Origin of the sequence: Klebsiella variicola (genome assembly GCF_000828055.2) — a bacterium.
GTDB lineage: Bacteria > Pseudomonadota > Gammaproteobacteria > Enterobacterales > Enterobacteriaceae > Klebsiella > Klebsiella variicola.
In genome coordinates this window covers 5,375,586-5,397,730 of sequence record NZ_CP010523.2, presented here as the reverse complement: position 1 = coordinate 5,397,730, position 22,145 = coordinate 5,375,586, and the positions used below count along the sequence as shown (strand labels likewise).

At 58.4% G+C, this 22,145-nt stretch carries 19 protein-coding genes; 8 read left to right on the top strand and 11 right to left on the bottom strand.

What is annotated here, in order from left to right:
* Positions 1-4 precede the first annotated feature (4 nt).
* From hslV to priA, 4 genes are all read right to left on the bottom strand, one after another.
* The gene (gene hslV / locus SP68_RS25190; RefSeq protein WP_002882918.1) at positions 5-535 is read right to left on the bottom strand and encodes an ATP-dependent protease subunit HslV; all 531 of its coding nucleotides are present in this window, start codon (positions 533-535) and stop codon (positions 5-7) included.
* A gap of 91 nt (positions 536-626) precedes the next feature.
* Entirely contained in the window at positions 627-1,589 is a 963-nt protein-coding gene (gene ftsN / locus SP68_RS25185; RefSeq protein ID WP_071599441.1) for a cell division protein FtsN, read from the bottom strand.
* A gap of 93 nt (positions 1,590-1,682) precedes the next feature.
* The gene (gene cytR / locus SP68_RS25180) at positions 1,683-2,711 is read right to left on the bottom strand and encodes a DNA-binding transcriptional regulator CytR (protein WP_004203676.1); all 1,029 of its coding nucleotides are present in this window, start codon (positions 2,709-2,711) and stop codon (positions 1,683-1,685) included.
* 150 nt (positions 2,712-2,861) lie between these two features.
* Positions 2,862-5,057 carry a primosomal protein N' gene (gene priA / locus SP68_RS25175; protein ID WP_008807869.1) on the bottom strand — a complete coding sequence of 732 codons (2,196 nt, stop codon included), beginning with the start codon at positions 5,055-5,057 and terminating at the stop codon, positions 2,862-2,864.
* 252 nt (positions 5,058-5,309) lie between these two features.
* Here priA and rpmE point away from each other — a divergent pair, with 252 nt between their 5' ends.
* Complete coding sequence (rpmE, locus tag SP68_RS25170; protein WP_008807868.1) at positions 5,310-5,522, top strand: 50S ribosomal protein L31; 213 nt, start codon at positions 5,310-5,312, stop codon at positions 5,520-5,522.
* A 102-nt stretch (positions 5,523-5,624) separates the two neighbouring features.
* Here rpmE and metJ read toward each other — a convergent pair whose 3' ends face one another.
* On the bottom strand, positions 5,625-5,942 hold the full coding sequence (gene metJ, locus SP68_RS25165) for a met regulon transcriptional regulator MetJ (RefSeq protein ID WP_004107547.1): 318 nt from the start codon (positions 5,940-5,942) through the stop codon (positions 5,625-5,627).
* Between the two features lie 267 nt (positions 5,943-6,209).
* Between metJ and metB the strand changes: the two genes are divergently transcribed.
* Positions 6,210-7,370 (top strand): cystathionine gamma-synthase, encoded by a 1,161-nt coding sequence (gene metB / locus SP68_RS25160; protein WP_008807867.1) that lies wholly within the window; start codon positions 6,210-6,212, stop codon positions 7,368-7,370.
* A gap of 2 nt (positions 7,371-7,372) precedes the next feature.
* Positions 7,373-9,805 (top strand): bifunctional aspartate kinase/homoserine dehydrogenase II, encoded by a 2,433-nt coding sequence (locus tag SP68_RS25155; RefSeq protein WP_008807866.1) that lies wholly within the window; start codon positions 7,373-7,375, stop codon positions 9,803-9,805.
* A gap of 38 nt (positions 9,806-9,843) precedes the next feature.
* On the opposite strand, the gene SP68_RS25150 is transcribed toward SP68_RS25155, so the two are convergent.
* Entirely contained in the window at positions 9,844-10,215 is a 372-nt protein-coding gene (locus tag SP68_RS25150) for a carboxymuconolactone decarboxylase family protein (protein ID WP_008807865.1), read from the bottom strand.
* A 91-nt stretch (positions 10,216-10,306) separates the two neighbouring features.
* Between SP68_RS25150 and SP68_RS25145 the strand changes: the two genes are divergently transcribed.
* On the top strand, positions 10,307-11,215 hold the full coding sequence (locus SP68_RS25145) for a LysR family transcriptional regulator (RefSeq protein WP_040970705.1): 909 nt from the start codon (positions 10,307-10,309) through the stop codon (positions 11,213-11,215).
* Positions 11,216-11,442: 227 nt separating this feature from the next.
* Positions 11,443-12,330 (top strand): methylenetetrahydrofolate reductase, encoded by an 888-nt coding sequence (metF, locus tag SP68_RS25140; protein ID WP_008807863.1) that lies wholly within the window; start codon positions 11,443-11,445, stop codon positions 12,328-12,330.
* Between the two features lie 89 nt (positions 12,331-12,419).
* On the opposite strand, the gene gldA is transcribed toward metF, so the two are convergent.
* The 3 genes from gldA to SP68_RS25125 all read right to left on the bottom strand — a co-directional run bounded on the left by gldA (position 12,420) and on the right by SP68_RS25125 (position 15,431).
* Positions 12,420-13,523: a bifunctional L-1,2-propanediol dehydrogenase/glycerol dehydrogenase gene (gene gldA, locus SP68_RS25135; protein ID WP_040970707.1), complete on the bottom strand. Its 1,104-nt coding sequence runs from the start codon at positions 13,521-13,523 to the stop codon at positions 12,420-12,422.
* Positions 13,524-13,577: 54 nt separating this feature from the next.
* Entirely contained in the window at positions 13,578-14,240 is a 663-nt protein-coding gene (gene fsa, locus SP68_RS25130; protein WP_040970709.1) for a fructose-6-phosphate aldolase, read from the bottom strand.
* A 204-nt stretch (positions 14,241-14,444) separates the two neighbouring features.
* A complete protein-coding gene (locus SP68_RS25125) occupies positions 14,445-15,431 on the bottom strand; it encodes an AraC family transcriptional regulator (protein WP_022064623.1) in 987 nt (328 codons plus the stop codon).
* Positions 15,432-15,455: 24 nt separating this feature from the next.
* On the opposite strand from SP68_RS25125, the gene zinT reads away from it, so the two are divergent.
* On the top strand, positions 15,456-16,106 hold the full coding sequence (zinT, locus tag SP68_RS25120; protein ID WP_008807859.1) for a metal-binding protein ZinT: 651 nt from the start codon (positions 15,456-15,458) through the stop codon (positions 16,104-16,106).
* 48 nt (positions 16,107-16,154) lie between these two features.
* Here the strand turns inward: zinT and ppc are convergent, their stop codons facing one another.
* Entirely contained in the window at positions 16,155-18,806 is a 2,652-nt protein-coding gene (gene ppc, locus SP68_RS25115) for a phosphoenolpyruvate carboxylase (RefSeq protein ID WP_008807858.1), read from the bottom strand.
* Between the two features lie 258 nt (positions 18,807-19,064).
* A complete protein-coding gene (argE, locus tag SP68_RS25110; protein ID WP_012969211.1) occupies positions 19,065-20,216 on the bottom strand; it encodes an acetylornithine deacetylase in 1,152 nt (383 codons plus the stop codon).
* A gap of 113 nt (positions 20,217-20,329) precedes the next feature.
* On the opposite strand from argE, the gene argC reads away from it, so the two are divergent.
* Together argC and argB are read left to right on the top strand one after the other, a co-directional pair.
* Positions 20,330-21,334, top strand: coding sequence for an N-acetyl-gamma-glutamyl-phosphate reductase (argC, locus tag SP68_RS25105; RefSeq protein WP_022064625.1), 1,005 nt, complete (start codon positions 20,330-20,332; stop codon positions 21,332-21,334).
* A gap of 6 nt (positions 21,335-21,340) precedes the next feature.
* Entirely contained in the window at positions 21,341-22,117 is a 777-nt protein-coding gene (gene argB / locus SP68_RS25100; RefSeq protein ID WP_086070891.1) for an acetylglutamate kinase, read from the top strand.
* The last annotated feature ends 28 nt before the right edge of the window (positions 22,118-22,145 follow it).

The window sequence follows — 22,145 nt, the reverse complement described above, 5'->3', positions numbered from 1 at the left end:
ATCCTTACGCTTTAGAAGGTAATTCTTCGATGGTGTGGAAATGGTTGGTATAGATGCAGATATCACCTGCAATATCCAACGCTTTCTCGGCGATGTCGCGCGCGCCCATATCGGTGTTTTCCAACAGCGCGCGGGCCGCGGCCTGGGCGTAAGGACCGCCGGAGCCGATAGCAATCAAATCGTTTTCTGGCTGTACCACGTCGCCGTTACCGGTGATGATAAGCGACGCGTTTTCGTCCGCGACGGCCAGCAGCGCTTCCAGCTTGCGCAACATCCGATCGGTTCGCCAGTCTTTGGCCAGCTCAACGGCGGCCTTCACCAGATGGCCCTGGTGCATTTCCAGTTTACGTTCAAACAGTTCGAACAGCGTGAAGGCGTCAGCGGTGCCGCCAGCAAAACCGGCAATCACTTTGTCGTTATACAGACGACGCACTTTCTTCACGTTGCCCTTCATCACGGTGTTGCCCAGCGTGGCCTGGCCATCACCGGCAATAACAACATGGCCGTTACGGCGAACACTTACAATTGTAGTCACGAGCAGACCCCTTGGTTGCAAAAGCGGAACAGGGGCCCCGCGCTGTCCGCGGGGCCGAATGCAATTATAGATGGGGGGGATTTTGAGGGTTTCAACCCCTGGCGGCGAGACGAATGCAGTTCGCGTGTCCGGCCATCTTCAGACGGGTGATCATCTCGTTGGCGCTTTCTTTGCCTTTCAGCGGGCCAATGACTACGCGGTTCCAGCCGTTGTTGGTGGTGATATGTGAAGCAAACCCTTCAAAAGCCAGCTGAGCGCGGACGGTTTCGGCCTGCTCGGCGCCTTTAAAGGAGCCACACTGGATCATCCAGCTACGATCGTCTTTCTTCTCGGCGGCTTTCGGCGCTTCCTCCACGCGGGTTACCGGCGCGGCGGCCTGCGTACGTGGCTGCGTGGTATTGGTATGCGCCGGCGTCTGCAGCAGATCCTGGTACGGCTGCTGGTTCGACGCGGTCTGCTTCGGCTGTTGCTGTTGCACCGGCTTCGGCTGCTGGACGCGCGGCTGCTGCTGCACGGCCTGCGGCTGAGTTTGCGCCCACTGCTGCTGTTGCGCCTGCTGTTGCTGCTGTGCTAAACGCTGACGCTGCAGCGTCTGCTGGCGCTGTGCCGGGGTTTGTTCGTTCCACGGCACTTCGGTCAGCTGGGTCGGCTGCTGGCGCATATCGGCCTGCATCTGGGCGAGCAGCTGGCGCTGCTCGTCGGTCAGCTGTTCCGGTTTCATCACCTCGCCACCGGCGGTCGGTTCGGTCGGCGCGCGGACGCCAGGCTGGCGGCTTTCCAGCTCTTTGATATAGCGCCAGCGCTCTTCCGGTTTTGGCGGCAAGCCGTTACCGGCGGCCTGGCGATTTTGCATCGCTTCCGCTTCTTCTTTCTTATGGTGCGTAATGAAATAAAGTCCACCGATAAAGGCCACCAGCACCGCCGCCGCGATCGCCACCATCGCCGGTGAAATCGCCGGAAGGCTGCTTTGCTTATTCCTTGAGCTTCGGGTAGTGCTCTTTTTGCGCCGCGAAGAAGCCGGTTGGCTGCGGCGTACATAATCTCGTTGTGCCACTATCGTTTCGCTGTCTTATATTTGTTCGTCAGCCCGCCATGTTACTTAAGCGGCGGGCCTTTGACCAGAAGAGCAGGCCCGAAAGCCTGATGGTTATCGTCTGATTTTTTGCGTACTGCCGCGAACGATCAGTTCGCAATCGAGCAGACGCGAGCCGCTGTTCACATTATGACCCTGCATTTGCTCAAGTAATAGCAGCATTCCTTCACGGCCGATATCAAAACGCGGCTGTGAAACGGTAGTCAACGGCGGATCGCAAAATTCAGACAACGCGATGTTATCGAAGCCGACAATCGACAGGTCGTCCGGCACCTTCAGGCCGCGGCGTTTCGCCAGCGACAAGGCGCCCAGCGCCATCACATCACTATGGCAGAAGACCGCGGTGGGCGGCACCGGCTGTGACAGCAGCTGCTCCAGCGCATTGGCGCCGGCTTCGAAAGTAAAGTTGCCGCGAGCGATATAGTGCGGATCGACGGTGATGCCACTGCGACGCAGCGCCTGCACGTAACCCTGCAGACGATAATGGCACAGCGGCATATCTTCCGGGCCAGCTATACAGCCAATACGCTGGTGTCCCAGTTCGTGGAGATAGTTCACCGCGTTAAAGGCCGCCGTCAGGTTATCGATGTGGACGGTGGGTAACTCCAGCTCCGGCGCGAATTCGTTCGACATGACCATCGGCGGCAAATTGCGCTGCTCTTCCACGCTGGCGTCGAACGGCAGGCGCGAGCTGAGCAGCACCATACCGTCGATCTGCTTGGTGATAATAAGGTCGATAAAGGTTTTTTCTTTCTGGTTCTGGTGGGCGCAATCGCCGATTAACACCAGATAGCCGTGCTCGGCGGCCGTGACTTCAATTCCGCGGATGACTTCACTAAAAAAGGGATCGCAGATATCCGGCACGATCACGAGGATCGTCCGCGATTCGTTGCGCTTCATATTTCGCCCGAGCGACTGGGGTAAATAGCCGACTTCCAGCGCCGCCTGCTCGACCCGGTTACGGGTGGCTTGCGACACCTTATCAGGGTTCATCAACGCTCGGGACACGGTTGCCGTGGAAACGTTTGCCTTGAGGGCGACGTCTTTCATGGTGGCGGCAACCACTTGTTTTTTGGGCTTCACCTGGTTTCTCCTCGCTGAATGGCGCTGACATTTCCCTTGCGCGCTAACTGCTGCATCATTTTTATCAGATAGTCGCGGCAGTGAGTTACAGAATTTTCATGAAAAACGTGATGCTTGTTGAATTTTTCGATCCGGCTCGCAAGAGAAGCCTTACCCTTCAATAGGATCGACATCCAGCACCCATTTCACTTTTCTCGCCTCCGGTAGCGTATTGATTAACGCCAGCGTACCGCTGACGATGTGCTGCAGGCGCACCCGCGAAGGGTGCTGCAGCAATATTTGCCAGCGCCAGCGGCCGCCGCGCTTCGGCGCCAGCGCCGGAACCGGACCGAGCACCCACAGTTTATCGTCGGCCAGCGGGCTGGCCTGCAAGAGATTACGTAACTGCTGTAAAAACAGCGGCGCCTGCTGGTTGTTATGGTCTTCAGCACGTATCAACACGTGACTGGTCCACGGCGGTAGCTGCATCGTCTGGCGTTCGGCCAGCGCCTGCTCGGCAAAGGCGTCGTAGCCTTTATACAGCAGGGTCTGCAGCAGAGGATGCTCCGGATGGTGGGTTTGCAGGATCACTTCGCCCTGTTTTCCTGCCCGGCCCGCTCGTCCGGAGACCTGGGTATAGAGCTGAGCGAAACGCTCTGCGGAGCGGAAATCAGCGGAAAATAGCGCCCCGTCGACGTCCAGCAGGGAGACGAGGGTCACGTCCGGAAAGTGGTGGCCTTTGGCCAGCATTTGGGTGCCGATCAAAATGCGCGCGCCGCCGCGGTGGACTGCGGCGAGATGTTCCTCAAGTGCCCCTTTACGGCTGGTGGTATCGCGGTCGATACGCGAGATAGGCACGCCAGGGAACAGCGGCGTCAGGGACTGCTCCAGTTGCTCGGTGCCGATACCCACCGGCACCAGATGTGTGGAACCGCAGGAAGGGCACTGGCGCGGGATAGGGCGCTGACTGTCGCAGTGGTGGCAGCGCAGATGGTGCTGCGCCTGGTGCAACGTATAGTAGCTGTCGCAGCGCGGGCACTCCGCGATCCAGCCGCAGTCGTGGCACAGCAGCGCCGGCGCAAAGCCGCGGCGGTTAAGAAACAGGATCACCTGGTTATCCGCCTGCAGATGCTGGCGCATGCGGTTGATCAGCGCGGGTGACAGACCCGCCTGCAGCACCTGTCCTTTCAGGTCGAGCACGTGCTGCTGGGCTGGACGCGCGTTGCCCGCGCGTTTGCTTAAGGTTAACTGCCGATATTTGCCCTGGCGGACGTTGTGCAGGGTCTCCAGCGCCGGCGTCGCCGAGCCGAGAATAATCGGGATCTGTTCGCTGTGAGCGCGCCATACCGCCAGGTCGCGGGCGTGGTAGCGCCAGCCTTCCTGCTGTTTGTAGGAGCTGTCATGCTCTTCGTCGATGACGATGACGCCGAGATCTTTAAACGGCGTAAACAGCGAGGAGCGAGTGCCTATCACAATGGCCGCTTCGCCGTTTTTCGCCTTCAGCCAGGCCGAGAGACGTTCGCTGTCATTGAGTCCGGAGTGCAGCACTTCCACCGGCGCATTAAAGCGCTGGCGAAAACGGGCGATAGTTTGCGGCGTCAGGCCGATCTCCGGCACCATCACCAGCGCCTGGCGCCCCTGCGCCAGTACATTCTCCAGCACGCTCAAGTAGACTTCCGTTTTCCCTGAGCCTGTGATGCCTGCCAGTAGCCAGGCGGAGAAGCGATCGGCAGCGCTGTGGATCGCTCCGACGGCGGTGGCCTGTTCGGTATTCAGACGCAGGCGCTCGCCGGCAACCGAATACGTGCTGCGCCAGTCGGTGAGGACGGGCGCTTCACAGGCCAGCTCCGCCAGCCCTTTGCCACGCAGCGCCTGCAGCGCCGCTTCATTAAATTCCAGTTCGCTAACCTGATGACGCCAGATCTTTCCCTGGCGCAGCGCCGCCAGCGCCTGCTGCTGCTTTGGGGAGCGTTTCAGACCGTTGAGGTCGACAGCCTGCCCCTGCTCGGTGGCGAACCAGTACCACAGCGGCGTCGCGCTGGCGGGTTTGCCCTGGCGCAGCAGAATGGGCAGCGCATGGAACAGCACATCGCCAATCGGATGATGGTAATACTCAGCCGCCCACATCAGCAGTCGCCAGACGGTGCCAGAGAAGACCGGCTCGTCGTCCAGCGCTTCGGCGACCGGTTTGAGTTCATCCAGCGGCAGCTCGCTGCGCTCGCTCACCGCCGCGACAATGCCGATCCGCTCCTGTTTGCCGAACGGCACCCGCACCCGACAGCCCGCTTTGACCGTCATGCCATCAGGCAGCAGATAGTCAAAGGTGCGCGGTAGCGGAACGGGTAGGGCAACGTGGGCGACGGGCATGTCATCTTCCTGACTTGAAATCTGGCGGGATAGTATACACATTACGATAAGGCGGCGCGGATCAGTTTGCATATGCTGGTCAAATTCTGTATGATTCGCCGCCTTCAATGCACTTTATACCGCATTGGAGATTGACCATTACCGTACGCTTCGCGCTGTCAGCAGCGTGGAAGACGACGGGAAATTATTAATATCGCGTGGTGTCTGGCGTTAGGGCTGGAAGAGCGACGCGGCCTTAACTGAGGTTCTCCCATGAAAAAAGGTATTCACCCAAAATACGAAGAAATTACTGCTACCTGTTCTTGCGGTAATGTCATGAAAATCCGTTCCACCGTTGGTCACGACCTGAACCTCGACGTGTGCGGTAAATGCCACCCGTTCTTCACCGGCAAACAGCGTGATGTTGCTACCGGTGGCCGTGTTGACCGCTTCAACAAGCGCTTCAGCATCCCGGGCAGCAAGTAAGTTGCCAGAAGAAGCCGCCTCAGGGCGGCTTTTTTGTGCCTCTCGCCAGCCTGGGCGGGACACAAAAAAGGGCGGAAAATTGCTTCCGCCCTTTTTATCAACTCAGTATTCCCACGTATCCGGGTCGATCCCCAGTTCACGCATAATCTCTTTCGCCGCTTCCGGGATCTCATCGCTGCGCTCTTTACGCAGGTCTTCATCGTTAGGCAACGGTTGTCCGGTAAAGGCATGCAGGAACGCTTCGCACAGCAGCTCGCTGTTGGTCGCGTGACGCAGGTTGTTCACCTGACGACGCGTGCGTTCATCGGTGAGGATTTTTAACACCTTCAGAGGAATGGAAACCGTAATTTTCTTTACTTGCTCACTCTTCTTACCGTGCTCAGCGTATGGGCTGATATATTCGCCGCTCCATTCAGCCATGAGATACCTTAATCCTCTGTTTATTAGTGAAGGGCCAGAATATTCCGCCCGGGCTATAATTGCGCGTAGTTTACCGTATGAGCGCGCTTTCTAACATGAGATAAGCCGCTACCGACGTGCGCTAATGCATATAATTTTAACGGCTATTTGCACTTTGCTCAATCTATACGCAAAGAAGTTTAGATGTCCAGATGTATTGACGTCTATTGTGACAATGTTTACTCTGGAGCCTGACTTTTCACCGATTCAGCCCAGGAACTTCCCAACATGACGCGTAAACAGGCCACCATCGCAGTGCGTAGCGGTTTAAATGACGACGAGCAGTACGGTTGCGTTGTCCCGCCGATCCACCTTTCCAGTACCTATAACTTCACCGGCTTTAATGAACCTCGCGCCCACGACTACTCCCGCCGCGGCAACCCGACGCGTGATGTGGTGCAGCGCGCCTTAGCGGAGCTGGAAGGTGGCGCCGGCGCGGTGCTGACCAATACCGGTATGTCGGCGATCCTGCTGGTGACGACGGTGTTCCTTAAGCCGGGCGATCTGCTGGTGGCGCCGCACGACTGCTACGGCGGCAGCTACCGTCTGTTCGACAGCCTGGCGAAGCGCGGCTGTTATCGCGTCCAGTTCGTCGATCAAAATGATGAGCAGGCGCTGCGGGCGGCGTTGGCGGAAAAACCGAAGCTGGTGCTGGTCGAAAGCCCAAGTAATCCATTGCTGCGGGTGGTGGATATTGCGAAAATCTGTGGTCTGGCGCGTGAGGCAGGCGCGGTGAGCGTGGTGGACAACACCTTCCTGAGCCCGGCGCTGCAAAACCCGCTGGCGCTGGGTGCCGATCTGGTGTTGCATTCCTGTACTAAATACCTGAATGGCCACTCCGATGTGGTGGCCGGGGTGGTGATTGCCAACGATCCGGCGACTGTCACCGAACTGGCATGGTGGGCGAATAATATTGGCGTCACCGGCGGCGCCTTCGACAGCTATTTGTTGCTGCGCGGTCTGCGGACGCTGTCTCCGCGTATGGAAGTGGCGCAGCGTAATGCCCTGGCGATTGTTGAGTATCTGAAAACCCAGCCGCTGGTGAAAAAGCTGTATCATCCGTCGCTGCCGGAAAACCAGGGGCATGAAATTGCGGCGCGTCAGCAAAAAGGTTTTGGCGCAATGTTAAGCTTCGAGCTGGACGGTGACGAGCAGACGCTGCGCCGTTTCCTGAGCGGGCTGTCGCTGTTTACACTGGCGGAATCGCTGGGGGGCGTTGAAAGCCTGATTTCCCATGCGGCAACGATGACGCATGCCGGCATGGCGCCTGAAGCGCGTGCCGCCGCCGGAATTTCAGAAACGCTTCTGCGTATTTCAACCGGTATTGAAGATGGTGAAGATTTAATTGCCGACCTGGAAAATGGCTTCCGGGCAGCAAACGAGGAATAAAAATGAGTGTGATTGCGCAGGCAGGGGCGAAGGGTCGTCAGCTGCACAAATTTGGTGGGAGTAGTTTAGCGGATGCGAAATGTTACCTGCGCGTCGCGGGGATCATGAAGGAATATTCGCAGGCGGGCGACATGATGGTTGTCTCCGCCGCTGGCAGCACCACCAACCAGCTGATCAGCTGGCTTAAACTTAGCCAGAGCGATCGCCTTGCTGCGCATCAGGTTCAGCAGTCGCTTCGCCGTTATCAGACCGAGCTGATTGGCGGTCTGGTGGAGCCGGCGGCGGCGGATACGTTGATCGCCGCCTTCATCCATGACCTTGAGCGTCTGGCAGGGCTGCTTGATGGCGGGGTTACCGAAGCGGTTTATGCGGAAGTAGTCGGCCATGGTGAAGTCTGGTCCGCACGCCTGATGGCGGCGGTCCTTAACCAACTGGGTATGGAAGCGGCCTGGCTGGATGCTCGCGCTTTCCTGCGTGCGGAACGCGCCGCGCAGCCGCAGGTGGATGAAGGATTATCTTATCCACTGCTGCAACAGCTGATGGCGCAACATCCGAATAAGCGTCTGGTGGTGACCGGCTTTATCTCCCGCAACCAGGCCGGGGAAACCGTCCTGCTGGGCCGTAACGGGTCTGACTACTCCGCCACGCAGATCGGCGCGCTGGCGGGCGCCTCTCGCGTCACCATCTGGAGTGATGTCGCCGGGGTGTACAGCGCGGATCCGCGTAAGGTCAAAGATGCCTGTCTGCTGCCGCTGCTGCGTCTGGATGAAGCCAGCGAGCTGGCGCGTCTGGCCGCTCCAGTGCTCCACGCCCGCACGCTGCAGCCGGTGTCCGCCAGCGATATCGATCTGCAGTTACGTTGCAGCTATACGCCGGAACAGGGTTCTACGCGCATTGAGCGCGTGCTGGCCTCCGGTACCGGCGCGCGGATTGTCACCAGCCATGATGACGTCTGTCTGGTGGAGTTCCAGGTGCCGGCCAGCCATGATTTCAAACTGGCGCATAAAGAGCTGGATGCCCTGCTCAAACGCGCCCAGCTGCGCCCGTTAGCCGTTGGCGTCCATGCCGACCGTAAGCTGCTGCAGTTCTGCTATACCTCCGAGGTCGCCGACAGCGCGCTGAAGCTGCTCGATGAAGCGGGTCTGCCGGGCGAGCTGCGTCTGCGTCAGAAGCTGGCGCTGGTGGCGATGGTGGGCGCGGGTGTCACCCGTAACCCACTGCACTGCCATCGTTTCTGGCAGCAACTGAAAGGGCAACCGGTGGAGTTCACCTGGCAGTCCGAAGAGGGGATCAGTCTGGTAGCCGTGTTGCGCGCCGGACCAACGGAAAGCCTGATCCAGGGTCTGCATCAGACCTTGTTTCGTGCAGAGAAGCGTATTGGCCTGATGCTGTTCGGCAAAGGGAACATTGGCTCCCGCTGGCTGGAGCTGTTTGCCCGTGAACAAACTACGCTGTCGGCGCGCACTGGCTTCGAGTTTGTTCTCGCCGGCGTAGTCGACAGTAAACGCAGCCTGCTGAACTACGACGGGCTGGATGCCAGCCGGGCGCTGGCCTTCTTCAACGATGAAGCGGTGGAGCAGGATGAAGAGTCGCTGTTCCTGTGGATGCGCGCGCATCCGTACGATGATTTAGTGGTGCTGGACGTCACCGCCAGCGAACAGCTGGCCGACCAGTACCTTGATTTCGCCAGCCATGGTTTCCATGTGATCAGCGCCAACAAGCTGGCGGGCGCCAGCAGCAGTGATAAATATCGCCAGATCCACGACGCGTTTGAGAAGACGGGTCGTCACTGGCTGTATAACGCTACCGTTGGCGCGGGTTTGCCGGTGAACCATACGGTGCGCGATCTGATCGACAGCGGCGATACCATCCTCGGCCTGAGCGGTATCTTCTCGGGAACGCTCTCCTGGCTGTTCCTGCAGTTTGATGGCACCGTGCCGTTCACCGACCTGGTGGACCAGGCCTGGCAGCAGGGGCTGACCGAGCCGGATCCGCGCGTCGATCTGTCCGGTAAGGATGTGATGCGTAAGCTGGTGATCCTCGCGCGGGAAGCGGGTTATGACATCGAACCGGATCAGGTCCGTGTGGAATCACTGGTCCCTGCACACTGCGAAGAGGGGTCGGTCGATCACTTCTTTGAAAATGGCGAAGAGCTGAACGAGCAAATGCTGCAGCGCCTGGAGGCGGCCCGCGAAATGGGGCTGGTGCTCCGCTACGTGGCGCGCTTTGATGCTAACGGCAAAGCACGCGTCGGCGTGGAAGCGGTACGTGAAGAGCACCCGCTGGCGGCGCTGCTGCCGTGCGATAACGTGTTCGCCATCGAAAGCCGCTGGTATCGCGATAACCCGCTGGTGATCCGCGGACCCGGCGCCGGGCGCGATGTGACCGCCGGGGCGATCCAGTCGGATATTAACCGTCTGGCGCAGCTGCTGTAGTTCCGAGAAAAAGACCAGGCGCTGCCTGGTCTTTTTTGTTAGTGCGCCGCAAAAACCGCTTTAGCGGCAAACAGGCCGTTGAGCGCCGCCGGGAAGCCGGCGTAGACCGCCATCTGCATGATCACTTCCGTAATCTCCTCTTGCGTCAGACCGACATTTAATCCCGCGGCAATATGTACTTTCAGCTGCGGCGCGGCGTTACCCAGCGCGGTGAGCGCGGCAATAGTGGCGATTTCCCGGCTGCGTAAGTCGAGCCCTGGCCTGGCGTAAATATCGCCGAAGGGGAACTCAATCAGATAGCGGGCGAAATCGGGGGCGATATCCTGCAGGCTGTCGACGACGGCTTCCCCGCCGTGGCCATCCACCCGCTGCAGCATTTCCTGACCGGTGATATAACGTTCGCTGGACATCATTTTTTCCTCTCTGTGATGAAGCGTTGAGAGGAAGGGTAGGGAAGTGTGCCGGACTTGAGTAATACCCTTTTCGTGATACCTTTTCAGTATGACAACTTCGCGATTACATTCCCTGGATATTCGCCTGCTGCGCGCCTTTGCCGTGGTGGCGGAGGAAAATAACATCAGCCGGGCGGCGCAGCGGTTATTTATCTCGCAGCCGCCGCTGACCCGCCATATCCGCCATCTGGAAGCGCAGCTGGGGGTGACGCTGTTTCAGCGCCACAGCAAAGGCTTGATCCTTACCGACGCGGGAAGAGAAGTGCTGGAGATTATTCGGCCGATGCTGGCGCTCCAGGCGCGCACGCTGGCGGCATTGAGTGAGCTCTCCGTTCACTCGCCGCAGCCCTTGCGTCTGGGATTGACCACCGCCTTTGAACAGGGCATTTTCGCCGCCGTTGAATCTGCGCTGAGTAAACATACCCGCACGTTGCATATTACTCGCCACGCCTCGCCGGCGCTGGCTCAGCAGGTGCGCAAAGGCAAACTCGATGCGGCGCTGGTCGCACTGCCGCTGAATACCGAAGGGCTGCACCTGCATCCATTGCCGTATCAGGAGCCGCTCATCGCGGCATTGCCTGCCTCCTGGCCGGAAGCCGCCAGCCCAGCGTTAACGCTACGCGCGCTTAATCACCGACCGCTGTTCTGGTTTAAACGCGAGCGTAATCCCGATTTCTTTGACTACACGCGACGTATTTTCGACCGGGCTGGCTATTCCCCCGCTTACGTGGAGGAGCCTGCCGAACATGATGTACTGCTGGCGCGAATTGCGCGTGGCGAAGGCATGATCCTGCTGCCGGCGTCCTTTTCCGCGATCCAGCGTCAGGGGGTGGTGTTCTGTCCTGTCGCTGAAGGCGACAGCATGCCGTTAAGCCTTGGCGTGGTCTATGCGCCTCACCAGGCAGAATCCGTGCAGCAATGGCTCTCACTGCTGGATGATCACCTGACGACTCGCTAGTCTCAGGCTGAACATCGTGCTACCCCATATTGACTGCAGAGCGAGCTCTTTCGGCTGGCAAAGCGCCGGAAGATGAATTTTTTTCATTTTAGAGGCCTATTCCTCACTCTTTACGCAGATTTTTCTATTGACGCCCGCGCGCTTTTCCGTCATTTTTACATCTGGACGTCTAAACGTATAGAAGTTCGCAATATAACAGCCATTACATGCGATTGATGAGGTAAGGTATGAGCTTTTTTCACGCCAATCAGCGGGAAGCCCTGAATCAGAGCCTGGCGGAAGTCCAGGGCCAGATTAATGTGTCTTTTGAGTTCTTTCCGCCGCGCACCAGTGAAATGGAGCAAACCCTGTGGAAATCCATCGATCGCCTGAGCAGTCTGAAACCGAAGTTTGTTTCGGTAACCTATGGCGCGAACTCTGGCGAGCGCGATCGCACCCACAGCATCATCAAAGGCATTAAAGAGCGAACCGGTCTGGAAGCCGCGCCGCACCTGACCTGTATCGATGCCACTCGTGATGAGCTGCGTACCATCGCTCAGGATTACTGGAACAACGGTATTCGCCATATCGTCGCCCTGCGCGGCGACCTGCCGCCGGGCAGCGGTAAACCGGATATGTATGCCGCCGATCTGGTGACGCTGCTGAAAGAGGTGGGCGATTTCGATATCTCTGTCGCCGCGTATCCTGAAGTGCATCCGGAAGCGAAAAGCGCACAGGCGGATTTGCTGAACCTGAAGCGTAAAGTCGAGGCGGGCGCCAACCGCGCGATCACCCAGTTCTTCTTCGATGTGGAAAGCTACCTGCGTTTTCGCGATCGCTGCGTTTCGGCGGGCATCGACGTGGAAATCATTCCGGGTATCCTGCCGGTCTCCAACTTTAAACAGGCGAAAAAGTTTGCGGATATGACCAACGTCCGTATCCCGGTGTGGATGTCGAAAATGTTCGAAGGGCTGGATAACGACGCCGAAACCCGTCAGTTGGTGGGGGCGAATATCGCCATGGACATGGTGAAGATTTTAAGCCGGGAAGGGGTAAAAGACTTCCACTTCTATACCCTGAACCGCGCCGAGATGAGCTACGCCATCTGCCATACGCTGGGCGTGCGTCCGGCCTGAGTGCTTGCCGTTTCCGCGGTCAGTAGGCGGCGCGTTCGACAGATAGACATAAAAAAACACCCGGCTGATGCCGGGTGTTTTGCTCTGGGTTATTCCCATTCCTGCAGGAAGCGCTGACCGTATTGGTCGGCCACCAACAGCGCGGCGTAGACCTGGTCTGAGTCGACGCCGCCCGGCATATTGTGAATGGTTTCGCCTTCAGCGCAGGCGGCTTCCGCCACCAGGCGCATTTTGGTCGGGATATCACCTTTGATGTCCAGCTGCGCCAGGGTGATCGGCAGCCCAACGCTGTGGCACAGCGCGGCGACGGTCTCTATTTCGTCCACCGGCGCATTTTCCAGCACCAGCTGCGTCAGGGTACCGAACGCCACTTTTTCCCCGTGATAACAGTGGTGGGCGTCAGGGATGGCCGTCATGCCGTTGTGAATCGCGTGCGCCGCCGCCAGGCCGCCGCTTTCAAAGCCGACGCCGCTCAGGTAGGTGTTGGCTTCCACCACTCGCTCCAGCGCCGGGGTGACCACGTGCTGTTCGGCGGCCAGCATCGCTTTTTCACCCTCTTCAAGTAAGGTGTTGTAGCACAGCTCGGCCAGCGCCAGCGCCGCCTGAGTGCATTTCCCACCCGCCATGGTGGTGGCGCCGCTACGGGAGCAGGCGCGGGCTTCGAACCAGGTGGCCAGCGCATCGCCAATCCCGGCGGCCAGCAGGCGAGCTGGCGCACCGGCAACAATCTGCGTATCGACAATGACCATGTTGGGGTTGTGCGGCAGCATCAGGTAGCTGTCGAACTCCCCTTCGTCGGTGTAAATCACCGACAGCGCGCTACACGGCGCATCGGTGGAGGCGATGGTGGGGGCGATCGCCACCGGCACCTTCATAAAATGGGCCAGCGCTTTCGCGGTATCCAGCGTTTTACCACCGCCGATCCCCAGCACGGCGGTGCACTTCGCGCTGCCGGCGATATCGCGCAGGCGATTGATTTCATTATGCGAACACTCACCGCCAAACGGCGCAATTTCGGCCGCCAGGCCAGCGTCGGCCAGGCTTTTACGCAGCATCTCTTCCGCAAACCCCAGTACGAACTTATCGCCGACTACCAGCCAGCGTTCGGCCAGCGGCTTCAGATAGTCGCCGAGGCGCTTGATGGCGCCTGCGCCCTGAATGTATTTGCCTGGTGATTGAATAATGCGATCCATTTCGATTCCTCCTCGATGACCGTGCTGCCGCCCGCAGGCGACTCGCAGGTCCGGTTACAGGTTCAGCGTGCCAAAGGCGTTATTCCAGTCCTGTTCAAACTTCTCTATGGCTGACTCTACCGCAGGGGTGCCGAGCATTTGTTGCGCTACATCTAATGGAAGGGTGATGGCTTCGCAACCGGCCAGCAGGCAATCCAGCGCCTGACGGGGCGTTTTGAAGCTCGCCGCCAGCACTTTGCTCTCGGGCGCATGCATTTCCAGCAGAGATTGCAGCTCCTGCACCATGCAGATGCCGTCTCCGCCCTGGGCGTCAACGCGGTTAACGTAAGGCGCGACGTACTTTGCGCCGGCCAGTGCGGCCAGCAGGCCTTGCGAAGCGCTGTAGACGGCGGTGCCAAGAGTCGGGATGCCTTCCTTCTTCAGCATTTTGATAGCGGCGAGGCCTTCGGCGGTCACCGGGATTTTAACCACGATGCCCGGCACGGCGTTGCTCAGGCGTTTAGCTTCTTCCACCATGCCCTGCGCATCGCGGCTCATGGTCTGCGCGAAGAGGGTGCCCTCCGGACCGATGGCTTTCTGCAGGCGTGGGAGCACGTCCCATACCGGGGTTTTACCGGCGGCGATAATGCTCGGGTTGGTGGTTACCCCGGCCAGCGGGTAGATGCGGGCCAGGCGTTCCACTTCGGCGACGTTGGCGGTATCCAGATAGAGTTCCATCGTGTTTTCCTCAATGCTTAATTCGATATTGTCATTGAGGTAAGCATACGGCTTTCGTTCGAAGGACCGCCAGATGACAAATTTGCCAAAAACTGGATAAATGTACGCATCACGATTAAGGATGATTTAGATCACATTTATCGGCGATGGTGGGTTGTACAGCAATAAAGGCGCGCACAAAAGTCAGGTTTAACACACAAAAATCTAGTTTTGGGCCGGAGACGATATCTCCGTCAACTGGCTATGGTACTGACGGCGATATTCAGACGGCGAGCGCTCCGTAGTTTTGCGGAACAGGCGGCAGAAATAATTGCTGTCGGCGAAGCCGCAGGCGTGGGCGATATCTTTCACTTTCATATCGTGGCCCTTCAGCAGCATACGGGCCTGTTCAAGACGAATATGGTTCAGATATTCATTGAAGCCCATTGGCCCGCATTTCTGGAACAGGTGAGAAAGATAGTTGGGGGAGAGATAGAACGCCTGGGCCACCGATTCCCGGCTCAGCGGCTCCGCGTAATGGACGTCCATGTACTGGCGGATCGCCTCAAACAGCGCCTGGCTGCGCGAGGAGGTTTGCGCCTGGCTGCCGAGAAGGTCATGGCAGTGGCTGAGCAGGCTGACGACAATGCTGCGGGCGGTTCGCTGCTCCTGCGGCTGCATCCGGAGCTCATTGAGCGCCTGCAGCAGAAATGAACCGACGCGCGGCCCGCGGCGCAGCGCCTGCCGCTTTTCGACAACGGTTATCGCCTTGCCATTCCAGTGCTGCAGCGAGCACTCCAGCCGCTGCTTATCGAACAGGAGACTTAACAGCAGGCAGGGCGCCTGCCACTGGGGGCAGTTCCAGCTATCGCCAGGGATATAGAGCACGTCGTTCGCCTCAAGAGGGCTGGCGTTTTTGCCGAGTGCCCGGTCGGGCAACTGCCCATTGAGGATGATGTTCAGACGGGGAAAATCAACCTGCACTACCGGCTCAGCAGGCGAGCGCATCTCGCCGGCAAAATAGACCCGGCCGATACCATTCTGTTTTTTTAGGAATGAATCAATAAGTTGATTGATATCGTTGTCCATCATTCTTCCGTTCAGCGCATCACCTCTTTCATCATACCGGACATTTTTCCAGCGGTAAAAGCGCTTGCCAGTCACGCTTGCTTCCCAGATAAGATATGTTATATCGTAACAATTTGTCGCCATTGATAGCAAACTCAGGAGAGAGTAATGACCAGAAAGATCCCCCTGCTGGCCTTTGGATTCGGCATGGCGTTAGCCAGCGCCCAGGCGTTTGCCCACGGCAATCATAACCATGGCCCGGCGTTAACCGACATCGAGCGTCAGGCCAGCGAAGGCATTTTTGCCGATAAAAATGTGCAGGACCGCGCGCTGAGCGACTGGGAGGGCGTCTGGCAGTCGGTAAACCCGTATCTGCTCAATGGCGACCTCGATCCGGTGCTGGAGCAGAAGGCGAAAAAGCCCGGCGGCAAGAGCGTCGAGGAGTATCGCGCTTATTATAAGAAGGGCTACGCCACCGATGTGGAGCAGATTGGCATTGAAAATGATGTGATTGAGTTCCACGTTGGCGAGACCGTCAACAGCTGCAAATACCGCTATTCAGGCTACAAAATTCTGCATTACGCCTCCGGCAAGAAGGGCGTACGTTACCTGTTTGAGTGCCAGCAGGGCGATGCCAACGCGCCGAAATTTGTGCAGTTCAGCGACCATATTATTGGCCCGCGTAAATCGCAGCATTTCCATATTTTCATGGGCAATGAATCACAGGAGGCGTTGCTGAAAGAGATGGATAACTGGCCGACCTATTATCCATATGCGCTGCATAAAGAGCAGATCGTTGATGAGATGCTGCACCACTAGAACAGGTGAAAATCCCCCGACCGGGCGGCCGGGGGAGAGAGGCTTCGATTAGCCGGTGTTACGCATACCGGCGGCAACGCCGGCGATGGTGACCATCAGCGCTTGTTCAACGCGCGGATCCGGGTCCTTGCCTGCTTCTTCGGCCTGGCGTGAACGGTGCAGCAGTTCCGCCTGCAGGACGTTCAGCGGGTCGGTATAGATATTACGCAGCTGGATAGACTCGGCGATCCACGGCAGGTCGGCCATCAGATGGGAGTCATTGGCGATGGCCAACACGACGTTGATGTCGGCAGCCAGCAGCTTACGCAGCTCGGTACCCAGCGCCCACAGCTCCGGCTTCACCAGGCGCTGATCGTAGTACTCCGCCAGCCACAGGTCGGCCTTCGAGTAAACCATCTCCAGCATGCCAAGGCGGGTGGAGAAGAACGGCCAGTCGCGACACATCGCTTCCAGTTCACTCTGTTTTCCACCTTCGACCACCTTCTGCAGCGCGGCGCCAGCGCCCAGCCAGGCCGGTAGCATCAGGCGGTTCTGGGTCCAGGCGAAGATCCACGGAATGGCGCGCAGCGACTCGACGCCGCCGGTCGGGCGACGTTTTGCCGGACGCGAACCCAGCGGCAGTTTGCCCAGCTCCTGCTCCGGAGTCGCAGAGCGGAAGTAAGGCACGAAATCTTTGTTTTCACGTACGTAGCCGCGATACATCTTGCAGGAGACGTCGGACAGCTCAGCCATGATGTCGCGCCATTCGGCTTTCGGTTCCGGCGGCGGCAGCAGGTTGGCTTCCAGAATGGCGCTGGTATATAGCGACAGACTGCTGATGGTCACTTCCGGCAGGCCGTACTTAAAGCGGATCATCTCGCCCTGCTCGGTGACGCGCAGGCCGCCTTTCAGGCTTCCCGGCGGCTGCGAGAGCAGCGCCGCGTGGGCTGGCGCGCCGCCGCGGCCGATGGAACCGCCGCGTCCGTGGAACAGCGTCAGTTCGATACCGGCTTTCTCACAGGTTTTGATCAGCGCGTCCTGCGCCTGGTACTGCGCCCAGGAGGCGGCCATCACGCCAGCATCTTTGGCGGAGTCAGAATAGCCAATCATGACCATCTGCTTGCCCTGGATAAAGCCGCGGTACCAGTCGATATTCAGCAGCTGAGTCATGACATCGTTGGCGTTGTTCAGGTCGTCCAGCGTTTCGAACAGCGGGGCCACCGGCAGAGCAAAACCAATCCCGGCCTCTTTCAGCAGCAGATGAACCGCCAGCACGTCGGACGGCGTTTTGGCCATCGAGATCACGTAGGCGGCGATCGATCCGCGCGGCGCCTCGGCGATCACTTTGCAGGTATCGAGGACTTCGCGCGTCTCTTCGCTTGGCTCCCACTGACGCGGCAGCAACGGACGTTTGGAGTTCAGTTCGCGGATCAGGAAAGCCTGTTTGTCGGCTTCTGACCAGCTTTCGTAATCGCCGATCCCGAGGTAACGGGTCATTTCGCCCAGCGCTTCGGTATGGCGAGTGCTTTCCTGACGGATATCAATACGCACCAGTGGTACGCCGAAAGACTTCACGCGGCGCAGGGTGTCGAGCAGTTCGCCGTTGGCGATAATGCCCATGCCGCAGGCCTGCAGCGATTTATAGCAGGCGTACAGCGGTTCCCACAGCTGCTCGTTCTGAGTGATCAGTCCCGCCGGTTTCGGCAGCTTCTGACCTTTCAGGCGCGCTTCCAGCCAGGCCTGGGTCTCCATCAGCTGAGTGCGCAGTTTCTTCATCAGATAACGGTACGGTTCCTGAGCACCCTCGGCGCCAGCCAGCGCGCGAAGTTCGTCGGTACACTCCACCATCGACAGCTCGGAGATCAGCACCTGCACGTCTTTGAGGAACAGATCGGTGGCTTTCCAGCGGCTGAGCAGCAGCACGTGGCGGGTGATGTCGGCGGTCACGTTCGGGTTGCCGTCGCGGTCGCCGCCCATCCACGAGGTGAAACGCACCGGGACAAAGTCCACCGGTAGCTGATAGCCAAGGTTGGCTTCCAGCTGTTCGTTCAGCTCGCGCAGATAGTTAGGCACCCCTTCCCACAGGCTGTTTTCCACCACCGCGAAGCCCCATTTGGCTTCGTCGACCGGAGACGGGCGGTATTTACGGATCTCGTCAGTATGCCAGGACTGGGCGATCAGCTGGCGCAGACGGCGCATCAGCTGATGGTGTTCGTAGTCGGCGATGTCTTTATTGTCCAGTTGCTTGAGGCAGCTGTTCACTTCCACCATTTTATGGATCAGCGTCCGGCGGGTGATCTCGGTCGGGTGGGCGGTTAATACCAGCTCCAGAGACAGAGATTCCACCGCTTTTTTGATGGTGTCTTCGTTGAGATTGGGTTGGTCTTTGAGCTTTCTCAGGGTACGCGCAATGACTTCCGGATTGCTGGCCGCTTCGCCATTCGGCGAAATGCTGTGGTACTGCTCAGCGGTGTTCGCCAGATTCAGAAACTGGCTGAAGGCACGGGCAACCGGCAGCAGTTCGTCGTTAGACAAATTCTGCAGCGTGGTCAGCAGCTCCTGGCGGTTAGCTTCGTTGCCGGCGCGTGAAGATTTGGACAACTTACGGATAGTTTCGACACGATCAAGAATATTTTCTCCCAATGCATCCTTGATGGTATCGCCCAGCACCTTGCCGAGCATACTGACATTACTACGCAATGCGGAATATTGTTCGTTCATGTTACCCCAGACACCCCATCTCATTTTATTTTGTTATATCCGCTGCGCTGGAACGTGAGCAACGGATAAGCAACCCGTCTTTTATAAAGCCACGTAAATACCCCCACGTCAATTACTGCGAAATCGCTTCAGCAAACGAGTAAATCGCCGTAATTTGCGAAATTTAATTCAGGGGTCGCTGGATAAGCATCGCTTATGGAAATGTGACGATCGTCACCGTTCCGCCCCGCGAGAACGGGGCGGAAAAAGAGGGCGATTTTAGTGCCAGCAGAAGTGGTGGACCACCTGGCTAATCAGCTCCCGGGTCGGCTTGATAAAGCGCGTCTCCAGATACTCGTCAGGCTGATGGGCCTGATTGATGGAACCCGGGCCGAGAACCAGCGTCGGACACAGCGTCTGGATAAACGGCGCTTCGGTGCAGTAGTTCACCACGTCGGTCTGCGCGCCGAGCAGTTTCTCAACCACCTGGACCAGCTTATGGTCCGGCGGGCATTCGTAGCCGGGGATCGGCGGGTGCAGCTCTGAGACCGTCAGGCGGCCCGGCCAGCGCTCACTGACGGGCGCCAGCGCCTCGCCCAACAGACCATTAAGATCGTTGAGGGTCATCCCCGGCAGCGGGCGGATATCCATATGCAGTTCGCAGCAGGCGCAGATACGGTTTGAGGCATCGCCGCCATGGATAGCGCCCAGGTTGAGGGTTGGGTAAGGGACCGTGAACGCCTCGAAGTGGTAGCGCTCTTTTAGCAGATCGCGCAGCTGCATAATGCGGCCGATGGCGTCGTGCATAAGCTCAATCGCGTTAACTCCGCGTGCCGGATCGCTGGAGTGGCCGGACTGGCCCTGAATACGGATCGCGTTGGACATATGTCCTTTGTGGGCGCGGATCGGCTGCAGGGAGGTGGGCTCGCCGATGATGGCGCAGTCCGGGCGCAGCTGGGTGGTTTCGGCAAAATAGCGCGCGCCGGCCATGCTGGTCTCTTCGTCGGCGGTGGCCAGAATATACAGCGGTTTTTTCAGCGTGGTGACGTCGACATCGCGCAGGGCGTCGAGAATAAAGGCGAAGAAGCCTTTCATGTCAGCCGTGCCGAGGCCGTAGAGCTTGTTATCGTGTTCGGTGAGGGTGAACGGATCCCGCGTCCAGCGGCCATCATCGAATGGCACGGTATCGGTATGCCCGGCGAGCAGCAGGCCGCCGGCGCCGTGTCCGGTGCTGGCCAGCAGGTTGAATTTATGGCGCGTATCCGGCACCGGCTGTATCTCAACATTGAAGCCGAGATCGCGGAACCAGCCTGCCAGCAAATTGATTAAAGACTCATTGCTTTGATCGAGAGCCTCTTCGGTCGCGCTGATGGACGGTGTGGCGATCAACGCGCGGTAAATCTCGATAAAGGGCGGTAAATTGTTTTTCATTGTTGACACACCTTGGGTCGTGATAGTATCAATATTCATGCATTTATTGTGAATAAAAATACAATATCGTTGAGCGTAAGAAAACCCATCGAATGTAAGGAGATGCGCTTCCAATGTTAAATACGCTGATTGTGGGTGCCAGTGGTTATGCCGGCGCAGAGCTGGTGACCTATATCAATCGTCATCCGCATATGAACATAACCGCTTTGACGGTCTCCGCGCAAAGCAATGATGCGGGAAAATTAATTTCCGACCTGCATCCGCAGCTCAAAGGCATTGTCGATATGCCGCTGCAGCCGATGTCCGATATCAGCGAATTCAGCGCTGGCGTGGACGTGGTGTTTCTCGCCACCGCGCACGAAGTGAGTCACGACCTGGCGCCGCAGTTCCTTGCCGCCGGCTGCGTGGTGTTCGATCTTTCCGGTGCCTTCCGCGTTAACGATGGGGCGTTCTACGAAAAATATTACGGTTTCACTCATCAACATCCCGACCTGCTCAAACAGGCGGTGTATGGTCTGGCGGAGTGGAGCGCGGATGCGCTTAAAGAAGCGCAGTTAATCGCGGTGCCTGGCTGCTATCCGACGGCGGCGCAGCTGTCGCTGAAGCCGCTGATTGAGGCCAATCTGCTGGATCTGAACCAGTGGCCGGTGATCAACGCCACCAGCGGGGTGAGCGGCGCGGGTCGTAAAGCCGCGATCGGCAATAGCTTCTGTGAAGTGAGCCTGCAGCCATACGGCATATTTAACCATCGCCATCAGCCGGAGATTGCCAGCCACCTCGGGGCAAAGGTGATTTTTACCCCGCACCTGGGTAATTTTAAGCGCGGCATCCTTGAAACCATTACCTGCCGCCTGAAGCCGGGCGTCGGCCACGCGCAGATCGCAGCGGTTTACCAGCAGGCTTACGCCGATAAACCGCTGGTACGTTTATATGATAAAGGCGTACCCGCATTGAAAAGCGTCGAGGGTCTGCCATTCTGTGATATCGGTTTTGCCGTGCAGGACGACCATCTCATCGTCGTCGCGGCTGAAGATAACCTGCTGAAAGGCGCCGCAGCGCAGGCAGTGCAGTGCGCGAATATTCGTTTCGGCTTCGCTGAGACGCAGTCTCTTATTTAAGGTGTGATGATGAACCCATTAATTATCAAACTCGGCGGCGTATTACTCGATAGCGAAGAGGCGCTGGAGCGCCTGTTTACCGCGCTGGTTAACTACCGTGAAGCGCACCAGCGCCCGCTGATTATCGTCCATGGCGGCGGCTGCGTGGTGGATGAGCTGATGAAGCAGCTTAATCTGCCGGTGAAAAAGAAAAATGGCCTGCGGGTTACGCCTGCCGATCAGATTGACATCATTACCGGCGCGCTGGCGGGAACCGCCAACAAAACGCTGCTGGCATGGGCGAAAAAACATGGTATTTCCTCGGTAGGCCTGTTCCTCGGCGATGGCGATAGCGTGAAGGTCACGCAGCTGGATGCCGAGCTGGGCCATGTCGGGCTGGCGCAGCCGGGCTCCCCGGCGCTGATCAACACCCTGCTGGCGGGCGGTTACCTGCCGGTGGTGAGCTCTATCGGGGTGACCGATGAAGGCCAGCTGATGAACGTCAATGCTGACCAGGCGGCGACAGCGCTGGCGGCCACCCTGGGGGCGGATCTGATCCTGCTGTCTGATGTCAGCGGTATCCTCGACGGTAAAGGACAGCGCATTGCCGAGATGACCGCCGAGAAAGCGGAGCAGCTGATCGAGCAGGGCATTATCACTGACGGCATGATTGTTAAAGTGAATGCGGCCCTTGACGCCGCACGTGCCCTGGGCCGTCCGGTGGATATCGCCTCCTGGCGTCACGCCGAGCAGCTGCCAGCGTTATTTAACGGCACGCCGATCGGCACACGTATTCTGGCTTAAGATTTCATGCCCGGCGGCGCGTCGTCTG